The sequence below is a fragment of the Aureispira anguillae genome, assembly GCF_026000115.1.
Classification (GTDB): Bacteria; Bacteroidota; Bacteroidia; order Chitinophagales; family Saprospiraceae; genus Aureispira; species Aureispira anguillae.
The window spans coordinates 4,379,989-4,400,147 of the sequence record NZ_AP026867.1; the positions used below are offsets into that span (position 1 = coordinate 4,379,989).

Genomic DNA, 20,159 nt, shown 5'->3' on the forward strand with positions numbered 1-20,159 from the left:
TATTAATTATTATTTACAAAAACCACTAGGTGGGTTTTTGGGTGCTTTAAATGTTGTTTCCTTTCTATTTTCTATCTCAGCCCAGTTTTGTAAAGACTTTAGATCACATCTTTCAAATTTTGCATCTTCTACATTTACACTTTGGAAATTAGCTCTCAACAATATACAATTAATAAATACTGCTCTTTTAAAATCTGAAAATTTTAAATTCGCATCTTCGAATTTACATTCACTAGTACTTGCCCCCCTCCATTCTGAGAGCTCTAATGTAGCATGCATGAAATCACACTCTTTTATTCTTGCACCATCCCAAATTGCCTTGGACAATTCTGCCGTATGAAACTCAGAATCAAACAATTTAGCACTTTCAAAAATTGCCTTGGACAACTTCGTATTTGAAAAATTCGATTTTTTTATTGTAGCTCCTTTTAAAATAATATTATCAAGTATAGCATCTTTAAAATTTACATTTTCTAATATCGCACCAGAAAAATCAAGTCCTGAAAGATTAGCATTTGACAAATCAGCATTTTTCAAACTACCATCCCTTAGCCATCCATTTTCTTTTAACTCCTTTAATGCTCTTGATGTCATACCTTTCTCCTCACTTCCTAATTCTCTGATTAACCTCTTTTTTGAATTAGATTTTTCCTTTTCTTCATACAAGTAATTAATTAATAAGATAGTAATTGCAATGCTCATAAATTCTATACTAACATTTGCATAAAAGTTTTTAATTAAGTGGCAATAAGGCCAATCATTTGGGTATTTATGAAAAAAAACAACCCCAATCCCTAATATTAGAAATATAAATCCAACTATTTTTATAAATTTCCCTATCTCCATTTTTCTAATCTTTTTAATTAGATTTCTCACTTTATCTTTTTTAGTCTTTGACTAAAAAAGATAAATATTAGTGTATATTATAGTACATTTGTTTGCACACAAAGATATATAATATAAATAAATTTTTATTTAAAAAATAAAAGTATCTAAAAACAAAAAATTTTATCTAGGTTACTGTTTTAGCAAAAGCAAAGAAAGAGAGTAGATTGTAAGTTTAAGTTACTTGATATACAATTTGAATAAGGTCATTACAATACAATTTAACTGACAACTAAGCTATATTTTCTCAGCATACCCAGCCACCCTACCAGCCCGATCCAAGCCATTAACGGTTTTACGAGCCTGATAAAAATCAACGATGGAGCCATTGATATACTGGCTCAATCGTTGACGAGTAAACAAGCCGTTTAGCATTCCATATACTAGAATTTTAGCAGCGTTATTCGGATCAAGCGCCAACGATGGATTTTTGACCAAATCAACGCCTAAAAAGTCCGACATTTTACGATAATTCTTTTGGTGGGTGAGCTGGACAAAACCCCGTCCCCAGTACCCCGTACCCCAATATCTATTTTGGCGGTTGTATACCTCTGTTTGGCTAGGAGCTGCTCTCCTTTCTTCTATCGGGCGAAAGTTGCTTTCATACCGAGCTGTTGCCAAGATATACGCTAATTTATTCAAGTCTTTATCTCCATACTTATCAAACGCTCGCACAATTAATCGAATTGAATCTTTCTGCACTTCGTCTAGTGGACCAAACGCCAAAGAGCAAGATTTAATAATCCCATTTACCCGATAAGAGCGCATAAATACATCTATTAAGACGATGCAACCAAAAAGCAGCGCTGTTCCCAGCAACAACCTTTTATGCTCGCTTAATCCATCGTAGAATTTCAATTTCATGCTAACTTAAATTTATAGAGGTGTTTGGCTAATTGATGGCCTGGGCATGAAGTCTGCCCAAAGTCTCTATGCCCGTATACTTCTAAGCTTTGGGGCAATTCCTTTCTTAAGTATTTGATTAATTGTGCTAGGCTTTTTAATTGCTGCGAGCTGGGCTGCTCTTTCGTAAAGTCACCACTTAAACAGATTCCTATACTTCGCCTATTCTCTCCTGCCACATTATTACTCACATTTCTTAGCGGATTCCCTTGGATAATGTCACCGTTTTTCTCAATGACAAAATGGTACCCAATGCCTGCCCATCCTTTTGATTGTACGTGATAACGGGCGTAATCGGCTGCATACTGTCCTATACTAGCAGAGTGATGCACTACAATTTTATTGATAATAGCAAGCGTCCTAGTAGGGTATTTTTTGCTACTAGAACGCATTAAGGTGCTATACTGGTCTATTATCCTTATGTTTCTGCTTTTTAAGGCTATCAACAGCACAATAAACAGCAGGATCAATACTCCGATACAAGCCTTTTTATGTTGCTTGATCTGCTTTAAGTAACGATCCATGCTTATAAATTTCGCTCAATGACTTCCAAGGCATCAGAGGACGCTGGCTTTTGTTCGGGGTCATCTTCTCCCAAAGCATAGCCAATTCGATAGCCTGCTCCTGCAATAAATATCATTGAAAATACCCAATATTTCCAACCTCGATTGGCTTTTAAACCATAGGCAAAAATGAATAAGGTAACGATACCGCCACCTAGTAGGCTGCTTTCTGTTTTTTTCATGTTGTTTCAGAGATTTGTTGCTTGTTTCTGAGATAGAGCCAACGAAAGAAAAGAATTGCTAATCCGATTAATAAAAGAGGTTTTGCAATCTTAAAGAATTCCTCCTGGAACGTTGGCACCGCTTTTTGCTCCTTGGCTGAGTTATACCACAAAAAACCTGTTGTACTTGCTCCGACTAGAAAGGGAATCAATAAAGGCATTATTTCAGGGCTTTAATCAGTTCTTGAATCGAGATTGAGGTTTTTCCTGTCCACTTCTTCAGCATGGCTTCTGTTTTTGCCCCAAACTTGCCATCTTCTACCAAAAAGGGCAGCAGTTGGGGCTTATTGTTGCCGTGTTTGACATTCAATAAACGTTGCAGCTCTTTTACCTTCTCTCCTTCACTTCCTTTGCTCAGAAGGGTATCATTGCTTGCCGTTGAGGAAAGCTGCGCTGTTGTGCTATTCGATGCCTTAGAAGGGCTTACAGGTGGTTGTTTCGCTTGCTCAAAGAACTGGATCAATTTATCTCGATTAAAATAGGTCAGCACTAAGGCAATCAATAGAAACCCCATTAATAGGGGTTTCTTATGGGTTTCTAGCGTCTTTTTCATAAGCTATGAATTTGCTTTGGGTTTTGTTTTGGTGCTTTGGGCTACTACTAATTCTTTGCTGGCTACCACTTCTTTTTTAACGGGTGCCACCTTTTTTACAGGCGTTTCGACTTCTACTGGCTCTACGGCTATGGCTGGTTCTTGGGGCTGCTCTGTGCTGCTCGCTGCTCCTTTTTTAGTGGCTGATTTTTTCTTCAGGTAATAAGCCGTGCCACCTCCTACTAGAATTAAAATGATAATGAGCGCTAGAAATTTATACTTGTGTTTCTTGAACATGGTTTAAGTTGATTAGTTGGTTGTTTATTAAATGTTATTAAGGTTGTTGTTAAGGCTTAGTCGCCATCCCAAGGCTCCGTATGAATTACTGTTCCTACTTCTGCTCCTGTGGCTAGGTTGATGCTGATTTGCTTTAAGAGCGTTCCTTTCGCATCTTTGATCGACAAATCCACATAATCACTAGGGCGCATCAATGGGACATCAATCAATTCCATTCCTGAGCTTTTAGGATTCGCACCACTCATTTTAGTGCTTTTTCCTCTTAGCTTTTGTGCAGCAGCATTCAAACGTTCTTTTGATACTTTTACATTGATGATCTTTTCGGCTCGCTGCTTAATCGTAAATGAACCAAAGGCTTTGGGGATCACCACAGGTTTTAAAGCGCCTTCTTCAAAGCTGCCTTTGTGCCGAATGCCGCCATAATGCATATTGTAATCAAACGTTCTTTTTATCGTGTTCACATTACTGATCTCAATTCCCGTTTCTACAGGAATTTTTGTCACTACTTTGGCTACTCTAGGAATTGATGGCGCTGGCTTCTCTACGGGCGCTGGTTCTTGCTCTGTTTCTACTTCCTCAACTTCTATCGAGGGTTTGAGCTTCGCTGCCTTTGCTGCTTTTTGGGCCTCTTTTCTTTTTTTGAGGAAGTACGCCAAACCGCACCCACTCCCCAAAAGAACGACCACCAATACAATTAGATAGATTTTTTTCACGGTTTTAGGTTTATTAGTCAACAATCCCCCCTAGGGCTTTTCTTTTTGCATAGATCAAATCAAAGTAGCTTTCACCCCGATATTCTCCTATTGTTTTGCAAGTCGTGTAACAGGCTTGCATGTGCGTTGCGATGTCTTCTTGATACTTCTTTTTATAAGCTTTGATCGTTGCCATAAATCGGACAGCATCTAGGTTGTATAGTTCTTTGATTGGTTGGCAGCGTTCCGAAAAATCAAAGTAATAGCGAGTCGTCAAGCCTTTATTTAGGCGTTTTAGCAGCTCATTCGGGTCATAGCTTACCGTTTGCCCCTGCTCATCTTTTATGTTCACTAGTACATCAATTTCTTCGCTGTCGTTTTCTGCTCTGCCTTGCATCTTACCAAAGACAAATACTACGATCAGGATCACTACCAAGGCGCTGCCCCATGCTAAATAGCTTGTATTCATTTCTTTTATTTTCATTGTAGATTCAGTAGGTTTAAATTCGTTTGAGTAATCCTTCTTGCTCTAAGGCGGTGATGGCTTCTTCTCTCGTTACTTTATCAAAAAAATCCATTTCATCTCGCCACCGTTTTACTAAGGTATACATGCCCCATGCTGCAAAAACGCCTTGACCATTTCGCTTTTCATCAACCATTCTTCGATCGGGTACATTATGACCGTTAATCAGTTTAAAAAAGTCTAAGCCTGCTCGATCTGCTTTATACCACCATATCTTATCCGCACTATGCAAGTGAGAACTGCTGTTTCCATACATTAGGTTTAAACCCACAGAACTAAACCACCACGCATTTCCTCCGTGTCGTAATGAGGTTAGATTATAACCTTGTCCATCTTTTGATAAAAAGTTTTCGATGTCATTTCTCAACGGTGCTGCTTCGGTTTCATACTTCCCATAAACAGGATAAGTCAAATAGTTTCCTCCTGTTGTCCCTGCTACTAAACCAAACATTTTATCTATCGCTTTATTAGCGCTGGGGCTAAAGGCATTGTTGCCGACTAAAGTACGCCCGACCTTGTGTTTGGCTCTCAGTTTATCGGAATCCGCTTTGTTCAATTGTATCTTTTGCATTCGATCCAAGATCAAGCGTTTGCCTTCTTTGCTCGTCATCAATACGGCGGTATAATCGGGTCTATTTTCGGGGGTCTGCTCTCCTGCCAGGGCGCTGTGTTGTAAATCTTCTTCAGAATAAAGACTGCTTACATCTTGGCGACCTGTTACAGGCGGTGGCAGCGCTGCTCCTTCTTGGTTTTGAATGGGGGCGCTTGGCTCTTCTTTCTTCCGAGTTACCATCCAGACGGCCATACCTCCTCCAAATAGAATCACCAATACGCCTAGTATCAACAAGGGCACTTTTAGTTTATTTGATTGCTTCGCTTGCTTTTCCATTTTTTGAACTAATTAAGACTACGATTAATAAAACCACGCCTCCTATAATTCCTCCGATTGCCAATGGGCTTAATTGCTTTTTGGGCGGTGGTGGTGGCGGTGGGGTGGTCGTTGTGCTGTTTGAGCCATCCTTGCCCATAAACAAAGAAATTACCCCTCCTATGCTATTTAAACCATTAGCACTCGCATTGATGATCGCAGCAGGATCACCGCTTGATTTTTGGGTCGAGGGGCTGGCTTCTTCTGTGTTCTTGGGCTGCTCTCGGATTCTCCCTGTTCCATATTGACTAAAATCAGGGCGACTGTAATCCAGCTTTATTTTATCCCTTAAGCTCATTTTTTGCGGTTTTAATCAGTTTGTAACAAAATGCCAATAAAACCAAAACCACACTAAAACGGATCGCTAGAATGGATATGGAATCGACTTTACAATAGGTACAGCTCGTGTCTTGAATATGTTTGGGTGATCCTTCCTTGCTGGGCACTTTGGTCGTGTCTAAGGTGATCTTTACCTCTTTTAATGGGGGCTGCTCTTTTACTACTTCTACAACTGGCGTAGCTACTTTTGAAGGGGTTTCCTTTGTTGGTAGTACGGTTGTTGTGCTTGGTGTGGCAATCGTTGTTGCCGTGCTTGCTTTGAGTTCCGCTCGCTTTTCTGAAATCGTGCCTAGGCTCATGGTTTTAGTTGGATTTTGTTGTGAAATAATACAGTATAAATAAGAGGAATAAAGAGCTGATGATTGTGCCACTAATTGCCAATACTTTATTGCGCTGGCGGCGTTCTTCTCGCTCCCGTGCTGATTGAATTGCTTCAGCTCTTGCCTGCGCTCCAAAGATCGCTGCCATATCTTTGCCACTTACGCCATGATTCCCGATCCCTCCGCCTAATATGTCTATGCTGATGTCGCCTGTCGCTATATCGCCGACTACACCTGTTTTTGCTAGTGCCATGGTCTTTTATTGTTGAATACTTCATTGATTTTTTAGTTCTAACAACAACTAAAAAAGCATCTTGCATTAAATTGATATTCAGCTATTCAACAATTGGACAAACAAAATAAAGTTCATAAAGCTGCTAATCAATTTAATACGATTTCTACTGAAGTAATGAGATTTTAAAAGAAAAGCCAATTGCCACCGTTTGACAATTGGCTTACTTATTTAGGGGTTAGTTTTCTGCTGTTTGAGGCTTATTTTACATAAACCGTTTCTAAGGTCATGTTTACTCCTACTCCTTGATATACTGGAATCTCTAGGTAAACAAAGCCATCCAAAAATGTATTCATCTTCTCAATCGTGCGAATCGTTGTTTGTTCATCACTTGCCAACGCTTTAGGGTACAAGTGGTTTTTGTCTCCTGCACTTGTGCCATCGTGAGAGAAACGGCGCTCTACCATTTTTGCCGTGAAATGCTTGTCATCGTCTGCATCAATGTGCATTCCATCAATTTTTAAATACGATCCATTGCGGGCTAATTTGGCAATTACTTCCAAAGTATCTTTTCCATAGGTGCCATCAATCACCAATGAATTAGAAATTGCCGTGCTAGAAGGGAAAATTTGCAAGCTGTCGCCATCCAAACCTACTTTCACCATAATCTTTGCTGGGTGGGTTTCTGCTTCTGTATAGCCATCCTCGCCTACTTTGCCAACCTGCGCAATATTGGGCTTTACCCCTAAGATCAACTCCAAGCGTCCTTCTTCTTCATGCCCTTTTTCGCTTGAATTGGAGATCAATGAATATTTTTTGTCTACAATACCTCCCAGCTCTTCTACATCTGTAATCAATTCATATTCTGCTGGAACATCGTCAGGCAATGGCATATAAGATAATTTCCCTCTAATCATTACGTGAGGAGTTGGAACGCACAAATCTGCGCTAATTGGTGTGTAAATACGGATTACTTCGTTTTTTGTACTCATCTTAAGATTTAGTTTTTTAACAATGGTTTAATGAAAAAAATGGATAGTAATTAGGCGTTTCGCTTTTTGAAATACTGGCGAAAAGTGGCTTGGTTGGCTAAAAAGAAAAACACTAAAGAAAGCAGCATAAACAAGCATTTTACGCTATCCAATAGAATAATCACTCCCTGCTGGTATTCGATTACTTCTGATAGCGTCATTATGCGATTGGCTTGCTGTTTTAAGCCGATGAATTTTAGTTTTAATACCAAACTATCTATTCCATCACTCAATTGATACAAGCTTACATTAAAGAAAGGAACGATTAATCGTGCAATAACTTTAAACAATGCTTTCATCCTATAGGAATTTTTGCTTTATGATTAGTAACAATAAGATTGTTGTGCCTACCAAGCCTATCGTCAAGTAATCCAGTTTGATTTCTATCACTATAGTTTCAGGTATTAGCATAAAAATAGGGTTTAGTTTTTCATCCTTGGTTTGATTTAGGGTTGCTCTTTTATTCCTCTTTTGATACCACAAAGATGCAGCAAAAAACAGCAAAAAAACGAGTTTCAAACAGGCTTTTAACGCCGTTTTAGGCGTATTTCAGCCAATTACGCCACCCTTCTACAGCCGCTTTTATCCTAGTCTATATGCCGTTTTTGCGGGGGTTCCTAAGGGGGCGCTTTTTTGAATTACGCCTGCTTGGCGTTGCCTTGTTACTTTTTAGGAGTGAGGATAAGGTTTTGAACCTTGTTCAAAGGCTTTGTTTACACCTAAAAGGTGTAAGGTTTAAGTTTTTTGAAGTGTTGTTGTTGATACTCACTAAAAAACAAGTCTATTTTTTATCCATTTATTTGGTCGTTTTTGATTTTATGCCTATTATTAAGTAACTGAAAGTAAAACATATATTTTTTTTTATTAGTGCCTATTTTTTAACAAGCCATTTTTTTTAGAGAAAAAAAGCTTGTTATACTGATAATTGTTCTTTGAAATTTTGCGACATCTTGGAGAGAATAAGGCTCAAACACACTTTTTGTTGTTTCAAAATGAAAAAACAGGGCTAAAAATGCCCGTTTTTTGCGACAGGGTTTTATACCTCTAACACCGATAAATACTGAGTTTTTCAAGTTTTGACCTCTCTACCTTAAAGTGGTTTTGCAGTTAAAGTAGCATTGAAACAGATTCCAGTCTACAGGTTTGAAAATATGGACATATTCTTAAAGTGGTTTTGCAGTTAAAGTAGCATTGAAACTATTCCCAGCGTTACTGTTTTGTAAAAACATGTTTGCACCTTAAAGTGGTTTTGCAGTTAAAGTAGCATTGAAACACTTATCAGCAACTTTGCTCCGACGTATTCTCGACTTAAAGTGGTTTTGCAGTTAAAGTAGCATTGAAACTGTTGTGTCTGTAGCTGAACGGGTGTTCTCTAGCAAGCTTAAAGTGGTTTTGCAGTTAAAGTAGCATTGAAACGTTTCCATCCTGAGCAGTAAAACAAAAAGAACCTCTTTTGCTTAAAGTGGTTTTGCAGTTAAAGTAGCATTGAAACTGTATCAGAAGGTGTCACCCAATAATTATTTCCTCCTGTTGCTTAAAGTGGTTTTGCAGTTAAAGTAGCATTAATTAGAGCTTAAAGTGCCCTTCGTTGCACTTCGGCTCTCAGCAATAAAATGGCTGTTGCAATTTTATTGCTGTTCGTGCAGTTAAAGTAGCATTAATCCAATTTATCGCAATCAAGATCATAGAAAAACCGCTATAGCAATGAGCTGTAGCGGTTTTTCTTATTTTAAGCACCATAGTTTTAAAACTTTGCTTTGTACTTTTTTAACTTGAAACGTACGCAGTTCAAAGCACTTTTTTGGAGAAATTTAGATTTTCATTTTTCAAACCTTGTATTCATCGGCATTATAGAATTTTATTTTTCCTGGTAAATTGGAGCTGTTATTCAAATTTGAATTGAACATAAAAAAGCCCTCAATAATTAGTTATTGAAGGCTTCTTTTATGCTTAAACAATATGCTTTATTATCTTATTTTTCTGCTAATAGATGATTGTTGATCGCTTGTTCCAATTTTTGAAATACATCAAGGCTAACCGAAGCTTTATACTTCAGTAATTCTTCCCCATAATCATCTATTTCAAAACAGGTCAGCTCTAGCGAATCCTCTTTTAAAGACACTTCTATTTTTTCAAGATAAGAACTCAGCGAAACACTTTTTGTTATTTCCCCCTCTTCCTCTACTATTGTTTTGGTGATCGTTTTCATTTGCCTGTAGTTTTAGCAGCAGCATACTTTTCTTCAGTAGCCTTTAATGTTTTTAATAATTTCTCTCTTGTTTCCTCTAAAGACTTTCTTTCCCGTTCTCGCTCAGATATTTCATACCTAAGTTGAGAGAGTTGAGAGTTGCACACACTCAAAAGCCCTTTTTGCCATTTTATAGAATCCCTCCATTCCTCTAATTCACTAGACATCTATCGTTTATTTTTAAATTGAAATAATTTAATCCCTAGCTTGACATGATGCGCCTTTTGCAGCACATCGTAATCATAACCCAGCGCCCAGCCTTTAGCCGAAACAAACTGCAATCCTACCGTAATACTCGAAAATTGGTTGATATTGCCACCGATCCCACCTGTTAGCAACATCGTACTAACAGGCATAGGATAAGGCTTTGAAATCTCAATTGTTTTGGTAATTCGTTTTGGTACTTTTAGCTTATAATCCAAAACATTATTTAAGAGCTGTCCTTTGATCGTAGATTCATAATAGAGCGTTAGATTTTCATCCGCTATACTATCTTGATAGAGCTGTGCTTTTTCATGCACTTGCGTATCTATTTTAGCTGTTGGCAGCCGTTGCCCTGAACTGTCCACATAAATTACAATCGGTTTTGGTACTGCCTGTCTTGGCATACGAATTACGATGGGCGCTGCTGCTGTTGTATCTATCCGAACAATCGTATCTATTCGGGACGGGTACTGCTCCGAGCTGCTCCCCTGTTGCTCGCATTGCTTCAACGTGAGGATATAAGCAAACAAACCTAGGATTACTATAAATTGAAAATTATCTTTATTAAAAAAGCTCTTTCTTCTCATCTTAAAAATGGTATTTATTGATTATGGGTGTTATGATCTGCATATACCTCATTTTCCGTTGGTGGCAGATAGTCAGCAATTTGACCAAAAAGGCGCATTGGAACTACTAAATGGCGTTGTTTCCCTTTTTCCTTGAAAATTATTTTAACACTCGCTGTTCCTCTGTAGTCAAAAACAAAACGTACGCTGCTTAAATCGTTATAGAACTCTACGTTTTCACCACCTCTAAAACCATCTAGTACAAAAGTATATAAGTATCGTTCTTGTTTTGCTCTTAACTTCCTTGACCTATTATCTTCCATGTTCATGAATGATATTTGATAAAGTTCTCAATAATATCCACGACATAGGCTGCTATTCGATCTCTGCCCTCTTTGGTCAATAGATATTTTTTACATTCCTGCTCATTGTCCATGAAAAACATTTCCAATAAGATAGCAGGGCAATAGGTCAACGCTACTACGTCCCAATCTTTTCGCTTTACCCCTCGAAAAATGCTCTCTGGAAAATGCTTGTTATAGAGTGTTGCTGTCCAATTTGCCAACGCTTTGCTTTTCGTGCTTGCCCCTCTTGATACAAATACTTCAGAACCTTCGCCCCCTCCTGCATTGGAATGGATTTCGATTAAGAACACCTTACGGCGCTCTCGTCTATAGATGTGATTTGCCCGTGCTACTCGTGTTTTGCGGTTGATGTCCTTTTGCTCTGGCACTAAATCGTAAAATGGTATTCCTTTTTCGGTCAATCGCTCCTGAACTCGATTCTTGATGGCTCGGTTAAATTCTCCTTCATAGATGGTCGTCCCATCTGAAAAAGTGAATCGTTTACCCCTTGTTTGGTATTTCCCACCAATCAAGCCACCATGACCATTCGATATTATAACGATCATCGTTCTTTTGGGTTTAAGTGGTTTAAGTCTGTTCTTTGTTCGCCTTGTACTTCAAATCGGCTTTGATCCAAATAAGCGCCTAATACTCGCTTCGTTTGGCTTTTTTCGTGCTTCGTTAAGATTGTATCTTGGTCGATTCGATCGTTGTATTTTGGCTGATAATGACGTTTTAAAATGCTATTTATCGTTGATAACATTAGGCTCGTTTCTATGATCTCAAATTGCAGCCGATTGCGGTCTAAATGCGACAACTTGCCATTTTTTTGAAATAAGCGCATTGCTGCCTTATAGATGTTTTGGGATGACCCGATATATAATATCGTTTCTCCTTGGCGCACTAAGTACACGCCTTTTTGATCTCTGTGTCTGCCTAATTTTTTCTGAGGGATGGGAGGTTGAACGGTCAAAGAGGTATCTTTTACGTTCGGCATTCTGTGTGTTTATTAAATTACTAAAATTCCAATGTATCAAAAAATTCGTCTAAATCAATTCTTTTTTTCTTGTTTTTCGTGACCTCTATCACGATCAATTCATCATCACTACCATAATGAATCAATAAACGCCTTCCTTTTAAAGCCTTTGCTACGATAGCAGCCACGTCCCGACCTTCTAATTTTGATTCTACCAGCCCTTTTATTCCTTCTGGAACTACTTGAAGCTGTCTTAAAAACAAGTCCTTTAGCAGCGCTCCTGCGTCCATTTCAATTAGACAGCTTTTCTCTCGATTAAAAATGCTCCCGACTGCCTGTTCTTGCCGTTTAGACAGGATTAAGACCAACTCAAACGGATTCGCTTCACAAGCATCTGCTATCTCCAAAAACAGGTCGTCTATCATGCTGATTAAATCTGCTTTAAGTTCGGGTAGTTTTCTTTTGAATAGTTTTTTTAGTTGTTCTTCTGGTTTTAGTAGTTCGATTAACATTTGTTGTTGTTTTTCTTGGTTTACGATATGGTGTATAGGTTAATTTGCCTGTATTCATCACTAAAGTACAGTAACTATAATTCGGGGCTGTCTGCAACTTTGCATAGGCTTGCTGCATCTGCCTAAAATGCGGTATTTTGTCGCTTTTCTGCTTCGGGGGCGCTACATTATTCTTAAAGAATTTTGCCATCGTTAGAGCGTTCCATGCCCCATTTGGAAACATATTGGGGTCATGAAAAATTAAGCAGAACCATACATCTACATGCTTGGCTCTATAAAAACAAGATTTTTGTGCCTTCGTTAATTTCGAGGTTAGAATATTCGTGGCATCGTCTATGATAAAAAACAGCCCTTTAAAGCGTCCTTTTACTTTTAATTGCTTATAGAGTAAGGTTTCTGTCAATACTTCATCCGCTTCCATTGCTTTTACCTTCTTGCCCCTAAATTTTTTCATGTAGTGCGTTGCAAATTCATAATCTTTGCCTTTGTAGGTAAAAAACAGCTTTTCGCTTTTTTTATCGCTCCATAGCTCTATTTCTTCATAGCCTTGCCAGTCTTCGTCCCGTCCTGAATTGTAGACAAAAACGCTACTTCTTCCACAGTTTTGCACAAACCGTTGTAGATCGTAGGTCTTCCCTGAATGCTGACGACCGAAATACACCAAAAAAAAAGGTTCGTTATTTCCCATAGCCTAATTTTTCTCTAATTTCTTTGTTCGATAATCCTTCATCTATCCACTTCATAACAATCGGGCTAGGCTGCTCATTGGCATGCTCCGTTTTTATAAAGGTGCCCTTTGGTGTGCGATTATACGTGCCTTTGGTCTTGTTTAAGGAGAATATTTTTCGCCCTTCCTGATACTCTTTTAACGCTGAATAATCGCTTTGGGCCTCTCCTGCTACTTCCTCTTGTTCCTCTACATTTTCTCCTTCGGCTGCACTTGGGTTCAAGTCGGTTGAAGTCTCTTTCTTTTCCTCTGTTTTCCCTTTCTTTGAGCTTAATTGATACTTATCCCAAACCGCAAGCCCCAACGGTGGCAGCGCCCACATGCCCAGGGCCATCATTAAGGTACCAAAAGGCGTTGGTGCCTTGATTTCTTGCGTAGCTAAATATTCCTTTATTGCTGCTATTAGCGTTGCCTTCAAGTCTTCATCTGCCAAATACTCCGCTACATGTTCTCCACTTACTCGACTGCATAATTTTGCCTTCAGTACATCTGCTCCATTTAAAAGGATATGCGCCAGCTTTTCGACATTCTCCATATTCTTAGGACTACTAATCGGCTCTTGTAGCTCTCCTACTGTTGTACTCGATGCTTCAGCACTTTCATCATCTTTGATCTTGTCCAGTGGGTCTTCTCCCTCGTCTATGTCTTCTCCAAAATCAATTTCATCCTCTTCCTCTAGTTCGTCCTCAAAATCTATATCATCAAAATCATCTACATTAAAATCGCTGGTTGGCTCACCTTCTAAATCGTCCTCTAATTCCTCCTTGTCTTCCTCTTCAGATTCTGCTCCTGGACTAAAATTAAAACCTTGCGATTCTAAGTGCTGTTCAAAGTCCGTTTTTTCCTCCGTTTTTTCTTCCTCCTCTAAAGTTGAAAAAACGCTCTTTTCTGCGTTTTCTGCGCCTAGAATCATTTTTTCTTCATTTTCTTCCGATTTTTCTATCATTTTTTTTAGGTTTTTTTTCAGGTTTTTTTCCATTTTTTTTAGAGTACTGTTATCTTTTTTAGCACCTCTTTTAACACCATAATTTGATTGGTTAACCCTACATGATCTGTAAAAGAAGTGCCTTCCATTTCTTCCTCGTCTATGGAGCAAAGTATTCTATTTTCTGCAATTTCTAACTGATCTATTTCCTGTTGGACTACGGCACAAACGGTCGCTCTATCTATTGGGTAGGCGCTATCTGTTTTATGCCTTGCCCTCATGGGCGCTGCCTGAAGGGCTGCATTGCCTTGGATTACTTGTAACGTGCTTGGCGCTACTAATTTTAAGCTTGTGCCTTTTACTTCGATTAGGTCACCTCTTTTTAACTTAAGTTGTTGAACATTCATGTGAATTGATTTTAGTATGTGTTGGTTTTAAAATTAATGGCGGTTCTTTTTTCTGCTCTGTTTAGCTTGTTTGCTCCGCTTTCTATTCCGTTTAAGCTTATTCATTTGATGACGCTTTTTTTGAGCTGCTGCCGTATTGATAGAAAGCTGGGGCGCTGGGGCTAAACATTCTGATACAAATTCATCGTAGTCGTCTATTTCTATGCTTTTGGAGGTTTTGGCGTATGCTGCTTTTTTTGCTGCTATTGATGCTATTGCTGCTTTTTTCGCCTGATCTTGGGCGGCCTGTTCTCGCAATCGTTTTAAGAATTTATAGCTTAAATAAGCAATCAATATTACTATGAACAGCAATAAGATGCTGATCGCAAAAAAAGGAATGCTTACGGCTAGTTTTAAGATGGTCATGCGCTTAATATTTTAGTTATTAATTAATGATGTATACAAAATTATAGCATGACTCTAGCATTTAAAAGCTTTCCTCTTTCACCCCCTCTATTTAATGGCGTAATTGAGCATTCTCCTGCCACCAACTAAAAAAGCACCCCGTTTTTGAGGTGCTTCTTTAATTTTTTACTGAAATAAATTCCTTAGAAATGTTTGCGCATTTGGATCAGTAGTTTATCAAATAGTGGTACTACTGCCTTTAGTTCTGTTGGGGTCATGTATTGTACTGAGTGATACTTGGTTTTTGTTAAAAACACATTTTGTATCTTCAGCTCCTTTAGCTTATAGGAGATATACTGCTCAAATAGTCGAGCAAAGATTTCATTTCTTCTTAGAAAATAATCCAAGTAACGTTCTGGTATAGCCTCTCTAATTCGCTTTACATAAGCTGAATCTAATTGCTTCTTGCTATTCCAATAGGCTTTTTCTAAGATGGATTCCATCAAATAGCGCATCGGGTATTTTTTAGAATCGTACTGAATGCGCCTAGGGTCTGTTGAGCGCCCATTAGACAAAGCATAGATTTTATTCGTTTCTATCCTTGATCCAAAGAAATAATCCAAGAAATGGCCGTATTCATGCGCAAAGGAACCTACCCCACCTGAATGAACAAAACGAGTTGGTTTGCTCATTGGTTTAATAAATCGGTGCGCTTCTTTGTAACGAGTCATGTTGATAATGTTCGTTGATGGCTCATAATGTGCCAATGCTCCTTTTTGTCCTCTTGCTCCAAAGGCTACCCCTAAATGCTTGTCTAAGCCTAAATTATTGCCTTTAAAGCGTAAAACACGGTTTAAGTCGTAAAGACAAACGGCTAGTGCTGCTAAATAATTGAAACGGTCTTCATGCGTCACCCAGTTGCCAAATTGATAGCCTTTCAGGCGGAATACTTCAGAAACATCTCGAACGTCTTTGATCTTTTTTAGATCATCGCTTATCGCTCCTTGTCTGAACTCTTTGTAAATCGCTGCAAATCCTTGACACTTCCACCATTGCTCTGCTTTTGATCCTCCCTCTGGGCGTAAGGTATCTATAATTTTCATTTGCGCTTTGATTTTGATTTAGTTTTTAATTTTCCTAGTTTTTTCAACTTGCTTTGATTCAGCAGAGAATCAGGAATACCCTTGCCCAAAATTTGTTCGTCTTTGCCAAGTTTTGCTCTTGTCTTTTTTAAGTTTTTCATGTGCTTTTGGTTTTTTGAATTAATGATTTTCCCAAAATGTAAGCCTTCTTTTTTTGCCTTGCAAGCTTTGTTACCCCTCCTCCTTTTTTTAATGGCGTAATTCGGCATTCTCTCTCCTAACCAATAAAAGCAACCCTTTTTTTTGAGCTGCTTTTATTCTTCTAGAGGACTTTATTACCATGACGCTTACCCCTTGTTTTATTGTAAGCTAATTTTAATAAAATGTGCCGTTCTAGGTCTATTTCATATTTACTTGCCATATCCTTAACCTTACAGATTAAATTGAAAATATCATCTTCTGAAACAAAACGATCATAAAGTGCTGTTAAGTACTTATCCATATTTACTATATCATCTAGTACATCAGGGTAATAGATTTTTGTTTCTCCATATTTCATTATTATTTCAATCCCTTTATAGCCTGCAAAATCTAATACTCGAATCATTATATCGGCTAATTCATCCGCAAAACTATCTTTTATCGTAGCTTTAAATTCACTTGCAAAATGTCCTTCTACCCCTATACCCAACAAGGTTTCTAAATAATATGAATCTAAAGGAATATACGCCTCTCCTTTTCGATACGCTTCAAAGGCTTCAAATAATTCTGACTTTATCAAGAGCAAAAGTGTTTTATCGCTTCTATAGTTGTCATACCACCCTGCTTCCTTTTGAGCTTCGTGGATTTCTTTTGATAATTTATTATAGTCCATTCCTTTAGATTTGTTTGTATTATTTAGTTCTATAAATTCTAGCCAGTCCTCTAATTCGCCTATTGTATCTGCTATCAAATTAATAGGCTCTTTTTCAATTTCTACATAGGCGCTTACTTCTCTTTGTTCGTCAATTGTAATAATAATGCCATTTGTTTTAAACTCAAAACAGGCTCCTTTGGGTTCAAAACCTAACTTTTTAAAATCTTCCTCAATAGCATCTTTTAAACTTTTATCTTCCATTTTATTGGTTATTTTTTTATTAAAAGATCAGTTCTTTACTTCTTGAATAATTGCCATGTTCTGCCTTGGGATTGGTCAACAAAAATTCTATTGTTTGATAAATAAATTCCTTTGATTTTTCTGTCCCAAATGGACTATTTAAATATGCCAATAAGCCTTCTTTTTGTACTTGATTAAAATAACTTGAATATGCCTTTTGTCCATGCTCAATTTCTTCCTTTTCGCTCCGACAATAATTCACAATATAAGCTCGTTTTCGACTCTCATAAGCCGTCGCATTTTCGCCCAAATTATAAGGCAATAGCTCTATTTTTCGGGTCGAATTTTTGTAATGAACTTTCATTTTATTGTAATAGGACAGCTCCTTTTTTGTCTGGACAACAATCGGAACTCGAATAAATTTCATGCGGATGGCTTCATAAAATTTTGTTTCTATCCTTGCTACTTCCTCTTGATGCCTTAATAAAATCTTTCGGCGATTGCTTGACCATCGGCTCAGCTTCGCTACCCCTACCGATAGGGGGAGGAGTATCAATATAAAATAAATCATAGTGGTAGTTTGTTTCTAACTTTTTAAGAATCAACACTAGCCAAACTACCACTTAAGGTTTTTTGGTAGTTTCAAAAGCTTTTTTGGTAGTTTTAAGCCTTTCCTTTTTTGAAGAGTGCCAGTGTTGCTTGGCTGTAGTATTTTTTGTAATTGATAATTGTTGTTTTGGCGATCCCTGTCTCTTTCCTTATTTGGGAATAGCTTTTCCCTGCCAATAATTGTTGTTTAACCAATAAGAATTTTTTAGCGTCTAATTGCTTGGCTTTAGCGATCAAGTTTTCTTGGTCGGTCAATTCTACCAAGTTTTCTTCTTTCACGATTTCCCATTCCAAGCCCTCTCCTGCTGTTGGTATCGTGTAGACGATTTGCCCCGTATTCGTTGATTCTATTTTCTTGATTTGGCTGTCCATATCTTATCCTTAAGCTGCTGCCTTTTTCTGCTTGTAATAGGCGCTTATCTTCAAAAAATATTCTATAAAAATAATCTATTGTTATGCTCGGTTGTTCTGATAAATCGAAATAGAAAAACCATACCAAAGGATTTATCTTTTTATAGGTTTGATACTTGGTTATATTCGCCGTACTATGGGTATCAAATGCGATTAATAGGCGCATTAAATCCGTTTTAACCTGATGCTTTTCCATCGCTTCAAATACATCATTTAATTGATATGAGCGACTCTGCAAACGAAACCCTAACAAGGTTCTAAATAGTTGATGAAGGGCTTTTAATTGCCCTTGCTTGATCTCTTGTTCTGTCTTTAGCATAGTTAACTATGTAGCCGTTTATAACCATTCTTTTTTAACATGCCGTCAAGATTTTCTACTATTGCTATGAAAGCTTCATCCGCTTCTGGCTCTCCACCTCCTATCATTGCACTTATGTCATCTATTGCATCTATTAAAAAACCAAATTCTTTTTCGGTAAGCTCTAATTTTATCTTTTTTGCCATGTCCTTTAATATTTAAAATCCTTTGTCCAATGAATAATCTTTCCTTCCATATCTTTCCAAATAAAATAATTCCAAAAATCTTCTACGGTATCAAAACCATCATTGATCGCCAATTCTTCGATTTCTTCTTTGCTCAGTTCTCTTCCATCTATTGACACACCATTTTGGTCATCAAAAATATTCCGTATTTTTATTGTTTGTACAGCTGTAACAAGCAAGATTGGCGCAAACTGAAAACGATTCTCATTGTATGGATTAATGATAAAATGAATCAAACTGCCTACCTGCCATCTATCTTTTCTATCTCTCCTTATCGTATGCTTTTTGGGAGCAAGGTTTTTTGTTTCTGTTCCTTCCCAATAGTTACCAAATTGTTTTTTATAAGCATTCGCATAGAGGTATAAGTCTTTCCATTCTACATCTAACGATTGCCATATCTTTTCTATAAAGCAATTCGCTTTACCCTTTTCTTTTTCCTTAAATATTAAATTCATTTTATCTATTATTGATTGGTTTAAGTTTTTGTTGAAGTCTTTTTCTTTTCCCTTATATAGCGCCTTAGATAGTACAGATAGCCCACTATAGCTAAACAATAAATTGCTCCTATTTCTGCCAACATGCAGCCACCTAAGACGTATAAGGTTAATTCTGGAATACATTGGAATGCGCCAGCTATCAACCATATTAAAACACTAAATGCCAATAACCCTATTCCATTGATGATAACATCTGCTCTACTCTCCATTTCTCAACTTATATTCAAAACCTGATTGATACAAGTGATACGCCTGTCCCCACATTTTGCGTATGGCTATTTGTTCCAAACTATTTATATCAATTGGTTCTGTCAATTGAAAAGGAACAAAACGGCGGTTGTTTGTAATGCCTTTCAGTACCTCTATTCGATTTGTTGTGCCACAAAAGTTCGCTATTCTTGAATATACCTTACTAGATTTTTCATAATGCCATCTTGCCTTCACTCTTGGCATTGTGATCGCACTTTTTAAGGACTCCCAATCTTTCTCCTTATCTAGTATGCTAAATTGTTCGTCCAACACGATAATAAAAGTATCTGATAGCCTCATTCTACTATCTTTATTTTTCAGATCAATATGCCCTATGAATATGTATTCAGGACTAAACAAGGAGGTAAAAAAGCTTGTTTTATTCATTCCCTGACCGCCACACAAAACCAAGCAATTAGGATTTGTATTCTTATCCGTTTCGTATAGATTTGCTATTGATGCTACCACCCACTTTTTAAACACCTGGTCAAATACTCCTGGGGCGGAATTGGTCGGTACTAGTTTTGAAACTTCTTCTATATAATCTCTTGTTTCTCCTGCTACTTCTTCAGAGAATTCCTTTAATAATTTTTTTAATGCTTCCATTGTTTTTTATCTTGATAATTTAATTTTTAAGTATTGATCTCTTTTAGTTGCTGAAGGATAGAAAACACATAGCAGCTCTAACCTCTCTTAGCTTTTGAGTAAAGCGTTTTATTCGCATTGCTTCAGACAGGCAGAACAAACGCATGTTCACTAACTCTATGGATGCTCCTCGCTTAATCCTATTGGCTTGATAATTGGTAAACAGGCGCTTTTTCTTTATAAGTTCAGCATCTGACATTTCTAAAAAAAGTGCTAGTATTTCTACCTCGATTGATTCCTCTATTCTTTTTTTATCGTTCATCTTTTG

At 37.6% G+C, this 20,159-nt stretch carries 36 protein-coding genes and 1 CRISPR repeat array; all 36 genes read right to left on the reverse strand.

The window, feature by feature from the left end:
- Positions 1-9: 9 nt before the first annotated feature.
- Positions 10-876, reverse strand: a complete 867-nt coding sequence (locus AsAng_RS17345; protein ID WP_264788368.1) for a pentapeptide repeat-containing protein — start codon at positions 874-876, stop codon at positions 10-12.
- Between the two features lie 246 nt (positions 877-1,122).
- On the reverse strand, positions 1,123-1,749 hold the full coding sequence (locus AsAng_RS17350) for a glycoside hydrolase family 19 protein (protein WP_264788369.1): 627 nt from the start codon (positions 1,747-1,749) through the stop codon (positions 1,123-1,125).
- Positions 1,746-2,312 (reverse strand): peptidoglycan recognition protein family protein, encoded by a 567-nt coding sequence (locus tag AsAng_RS17355; protein ID WP_264788370.1) that lies wholly within the window; start codon positions 2,310-2,312, stop codon positions 1,746-1,748. Before AsAng_RS17355 ends, AsAng_RS17350 begins: the two co-directional genes overlap by 4 nt.
- A 2-nt stretch (positions 2,313-2,314) precedes the next feature.
- On the reverse strand, positions 2,315-2,533 hold the full coding sequence (locus tag AsAng_RS17360) for a hypothetical protein (RefSeq protein WP_264788371.1): 219 nt from the start codon (positions 2,531-2,533) through the stop codon (positions 2,315-2,317).
- Positions 2,530-2,733, reverse strand: a complete 204-nt coding sequence (locus tag AsAng_RS17365) for a hypothetical protein (protein WP_264788317.1) — start codon at positions 2,731-2,733, stop codon at positions 2,530-2,532. Before AsAng_RS17365 ends, AsAng_RS17360 begins: the two co-directional genes overlap by 4 nt.
- A complete protein-coding gene (locus tag AsAng_RS17370; RefSeq protein ID WP_264788372.1) occupies positions 2,733-3,125 on the reverse strand; it encodes a peptidoglycan-binding domain-containing protein in 393 nt (130 codons plus the stop codon). The genes AsAng_RS17365 and AsAng_RS17370 overlap by 1 nt, the downstream gene beginning before the upstream one ends.
- Before the next feature lie 3 nt (positions 3,126-3,128).
- Positions 3,129-3,401 carry a hypothetical protein gene (locus AsAng_RS17375; RefSeq protein ID WP_264788373.1) on the reverse strand — a complete coding sequence of 91 codons (273 nt, stop codon included), beginning with the start codon at positions 3,399-3,401 and terminating at the stop codon, positions 3,129-3,131.
- 56 nt (positions 3,402-3,457) lie between these two features.
- Positions 3,458-4,114 (reverse strand): hypothetical protein, encoded by a 657-nt coding sequence (locus tag AsAng_RS17380; protein ID WP_264788374.1) that lies wholly within the window; start codon positions 4,112-4,114, stop codon positions 3,458-3,460.
- 13 nt (positions 4,115-4,127) lie between these two features.
- Positions 4,128-4,577 (reverse strand): hypothetical protein, encoded by a 450-nt coding sequence (locus tag AsAng_RS17385; protein ID WP_264788321.1) that lies wholly within the window; start codon positions 4,575-4,577, stop codon positions 4,128-4,130.
- Between the two features lie 16 nt (positions 4,578-4,593).
- The gene (locus AsAng_RS17390; protein ID WP_264788375.1) at positions 4,594-5,505 is read right to left on the reverse strand and encodes a hypothetical protein; all 912 of its coding nucleotides are present in this window, start codon (positions 5,503-5,505) and stop codon (positions 4,594-4,596) included.
- Entirely contained in the window at positions 5,477-5,842 is a 366-nt protein-coding gene (locus AsAng_RS17395) for a hypothetical protein (protein ID WP_264788323.1), read from the reverse strand. Before AsAng_RS17395 ends, AsAng_RS17390 begins: the two co-directional genes overlap by 29 nt.
- On the reverse strand, positions 5,826-6,182 hold the full coding sequence (locus AsAng_RS17400) for a hypothetical protein (RefSeq protein WP_264788376.1): 357 nt from the start codon (positions 6,180-6,182) through the stop codon (positions 5,826-5,828). The genes AsAng_RS17395 and AsAng_RS17400 overlap by 17 nt, the downstream gene beginning before the upstream one ends.
- Positions 6,183-6,186: 4 nt before the next feature.
- Complete coding sequence (locus tag AsAng_RS17405) at positions 6,187-6,456, reverse strand: hypothetical protein (RefSeq protein ID WP_264788325.1); 270 nt, start codon at positions 6,454-6,456, stop codon at positions 6,187-6,189.
- 239 nt (positions 6,457-6,695) lie between these two features.
- Positions 6,696-7,427, reverse strand: a complete 732-nt coding sequence (locus tag AsAng_RS17410; RefSeq protein ID WP_264788326.1) for a hypothetical protein — start codon at positions 7,425-7,427, stop codon at positions 6,696-6,698.
- 50 nt (positions 7,428-7,477) lie between these two features.
- On the reverse strand, positions 7,478-7,765 hold the full coding sequence (locus tag AsAng_RS17415; RefSeq protein ID WP_264788327.1) for a hypothetical protein: 288 nt from the start codon (positions 7,763-7,765) through the stop codon (positions 7,478-7,480).
- A 790-nt stretch (positions 7,766-8,555) separates the two neighbouring features.
- Positions 8,556-9,035: direct repeats of the CRISPR family, unit length 36 nt; unit sequence CTTAAAGTGGTTTTGCAGTTAAAGTAGCATTGAAAC.
- A gap of 403 nt (positions 9,036-9,438) precedes the next feature.
- Positions 9,439-9,675 (reverse strand): hypothetical protein, encoded by a 237-nt coding sequence (locus AsAng_RS17420; RefSeq protein WP_264788377.1) that lies wholly within the window; start codon positions 9,673-9,675, stop codon positions 9,439-9,441.
- Complete coding sequence (locus AsAng_RS17425) at positions 9,672-9,881, reverse strand: hypothetical protein (RefSeq protein ID WP_264788378.1); 210 nt, start codon at positions 9,879-9,881, stop codon at positions 9,672-9,674. Before AsAng_RS17425 ends, AsAng_RS17420 begins: the two co-directional genes overlap by 4 nt.
- Positions 9,882-10,505 carry a hypothetical protein gene (locus tag AsAng_RS17430; RefSeq protein WP_264788379.1) on the reverse strand — a complete coding sequence of 208 codons (624 nt, stop codon included), beginning with the start codon at positions 10,503-10,505 and terminating at the stop codon, positions 9,882-9,884.
- Positions 10,506-10,519: 14 nt separating this feature from the next.
- The gene (locus AsAng_RS17435; RefSeq protein ID WP_264788380.1) at positions 10,520-10,807 is read right to left on the reverse strand and encodes a hypothetical protein; all 288 of its coding nucleotides are present in this window, start codon (positions 10,805-10,807) and stop codon (positions 10,520-10,522) included.
- 2 nt (positions 10,808-10,809) lie between these two features.
- Positions 10,810-11,394, reverse strand: a complete 585-nt coding sequence (locus tag AsAng_RS17440) for an N-acetylmuramoyl-L-alanine amidase (RefSeq protein ID WP_264788331.1) — start codon at positions 11,392-11,394, stop codon at positions 10,810-10,812.
- Positions 11,391-11,825 (reverse strand): hypothetical protein, encoded by a 435-nt coding sequence (locus tag AsAng_RS17445; RefSeq protein WP_264788381.1) that lies wholly within the window; start codon positions 11,823-11,825, stop codon positions 11,391-11,393. The genes AsAng_RS17440 and AsAng_RS17445 overlap by 4 nt, the downstream gene beginning before the upstream one ends.
- Before the next feature lie 20 nt (positions 11,826-11,845).
- A complete protein-coding gene (locus tag AsAng_RS17450) occupies positions 11,846-12,316 on the reverse strand; it encodes a hypothetical protein (RefSeq protein ID WP_264788333.1) in 471 nt (156 codons plus the stop codon).
- Positions 12,246-13,004, reverse strand: coding sequence for a hypothetical protein (locus AsAng_RS17455; RefSeq protein WP_264788334.1), 759 nt, complete (start codon positions 13,002-13,004; stop codon positions 12,246-12,248). The genes AsAng_RS17450 and AsAng_RS17455 overlap by 71 nt, the downstream gene beginning before the upstream one ends.
- The gene (locus AsAng_RS17460) at positions 12,994-13,989 is read right to left on the reverse strand and encodes a hypothetical protein (RefSeq protein WP_264788382.1); all 996 of its coding nucleotides are present in this window, start codon (positions 13,987-13,989) and stop codon (positions 12,994-12,996) included. The genes AsAng_RS17455 and AsAng_RS17460 overlap by 11 nt, the downstream gene beginning before the upstream one ends.
- A 38-nt stretch (positions 13,990-14,027) precedes the next feature.
- Positions 14,028-14,375: a hypothetical protein gene (locus AsAng_RS17465; RefSeq protein ID WP_264788383.1), complete on the reverse strand. Its 348-nt coding sequence runs from the start codon at positions 14,373-14,375 to the stop codon at positions 14,028-14,030.
- Between the two features lie 33 nt (positions 14,376-14,408).
- Positions 14,409-14,780, reverse strand: a complete 372-nt coding sequence (locus AsAng_RS17470) for a hypothetical protein (RefSeq protein WP_264788384.1) — start codon at positions 14,778-14,780, stop codon at positions 14,409-14,411.
- 182 nt (positions 14,781-14,962) lie between these two features.
- Positions 14,963-15,862, reverse strand: coding sequence for an LPD1 domain-containing protein (locus AsAng_RS17475; RefSeq protein WP_264788385.1), 900 nt, complete (start codon positions 15,860-15,862; stop codon positions 14,963-14,965).
- Positions 15,859-16,002 carry a hypothetical protein gene (locus AsAng_RS17480; protein ID WP_264788386.1) on the reverse strand — a complete coding sequence of 48 codons (144 nt, stop codon included), beginning with the start codon at positions 16,000-16,002 and terminating at the stop codon, positions 15,859-15,861. The genes AsAng_RS17475 and AsAng_RS17480 overlap by 4 nt, the downstream gene beginning before the upstream one ends.
- A gap of 161 nt (positions 16,003-16,163) precedes the next feature.
- Entirely contained in the window at positions 16,164-16,958 is a 795-nt protein-coding gene (locus tag AsAng_RS17485) for a nucleoside triphosphate pyrophosphohydrolase family protein (RefSeq protein ID WP_264788387.1), read from the reverse strand.
- A 19-nt stretch (positions 16,959-16,977) separates the two neighbouring features.
- The gene (locus AsAng_RS17490; RefSeq protein WP_264788388.1) at positions 16,978-17,508 is read right to left on the reverse strand and encodes a hypothetical protein; all 531 of its coding nucleotides are present in this window, start codon (positions 17,506-17,508) and stop codon (positions 16,978-16,980) included.
- A gap of 92 nt (positions 17,509-17,600) precedes the next feature.
- Positions 17,601-17,918: a hypothetical protein gene (locus AsAng_RS17495; RefSeq protein WP_264788389.1), complete on the reverse strand. Its 318-nt coding sequence runs from the start codon at positions 17,916-17,918 to the stop codon at positions 17,601-17,603.
- A gap of 360 nt (positions 17,919-18,278) precedes the next feature.
- Positions 18,279-18,461 carry a hypothetical protein gene (locus AsAng_RS17500; protein ID WP_264788390.1) on the reverse strand — a complete coding sequence of 61 codons (183 nt, stop codon included), beginning with the start codon at positions 18,459-18,461 and terminating at the stop codon, positions 18,279-18,281.
- 5 nt (positions 18,462-18,466) lie between these two features.
- The gene (locus AsAng_RS17505) at positions 18,467-18,955 is read right to left on the reverse strand and encodes a hypothetical protein (protein WP_264788391.1); all 489 of its coding nucleotides are present in this window, start codon (positions 18,953-18,955) and stop codon (positions 18,467-18,469) included.
- Between the two features lie 20 nt (positions 18,956-18,975).
- Positions 18,976-19,206, reverse strand: a complete 231-nt coding sequence (locus AsAng_RS17510) for a hypothetical protein (protein WP_264788345.1) — start codon at positions 19,204-19,206, stop codon at positions 18,976-18,978.
- Positions 19,196-19,852 carry a virulence-associated E family protein gene (locus AsAng_RS17515; protein ID WP_264788392.1) on the reverse strand — a complete coding sequence of 219 codons (657 nt, stop codon included), beginning with the start codon at positions 19,850-19,852 and terminating at the stop codon, positions 19,196-19,198. The genes AsAng_RS17510 and AsAng_RS17515 overlap by 11 nt, the downstream gene beginning before the upstream one ends.
- A gap of 43 nt (positions 19,853-19,895) precedes the next feature.
- Positions 19,896-20,153, reverse strand: a complete 258-nt coding sequence (locus AsAng_RS17520; RefSeq protein WP_264788393.1) for a hypothetical protein — start codon at positions 20,151-20,153, stop codon at positions 19,896-19,898.
- Between the last annotated feature and the right edge of the window lie 6 nt (positions 20,154-20,159).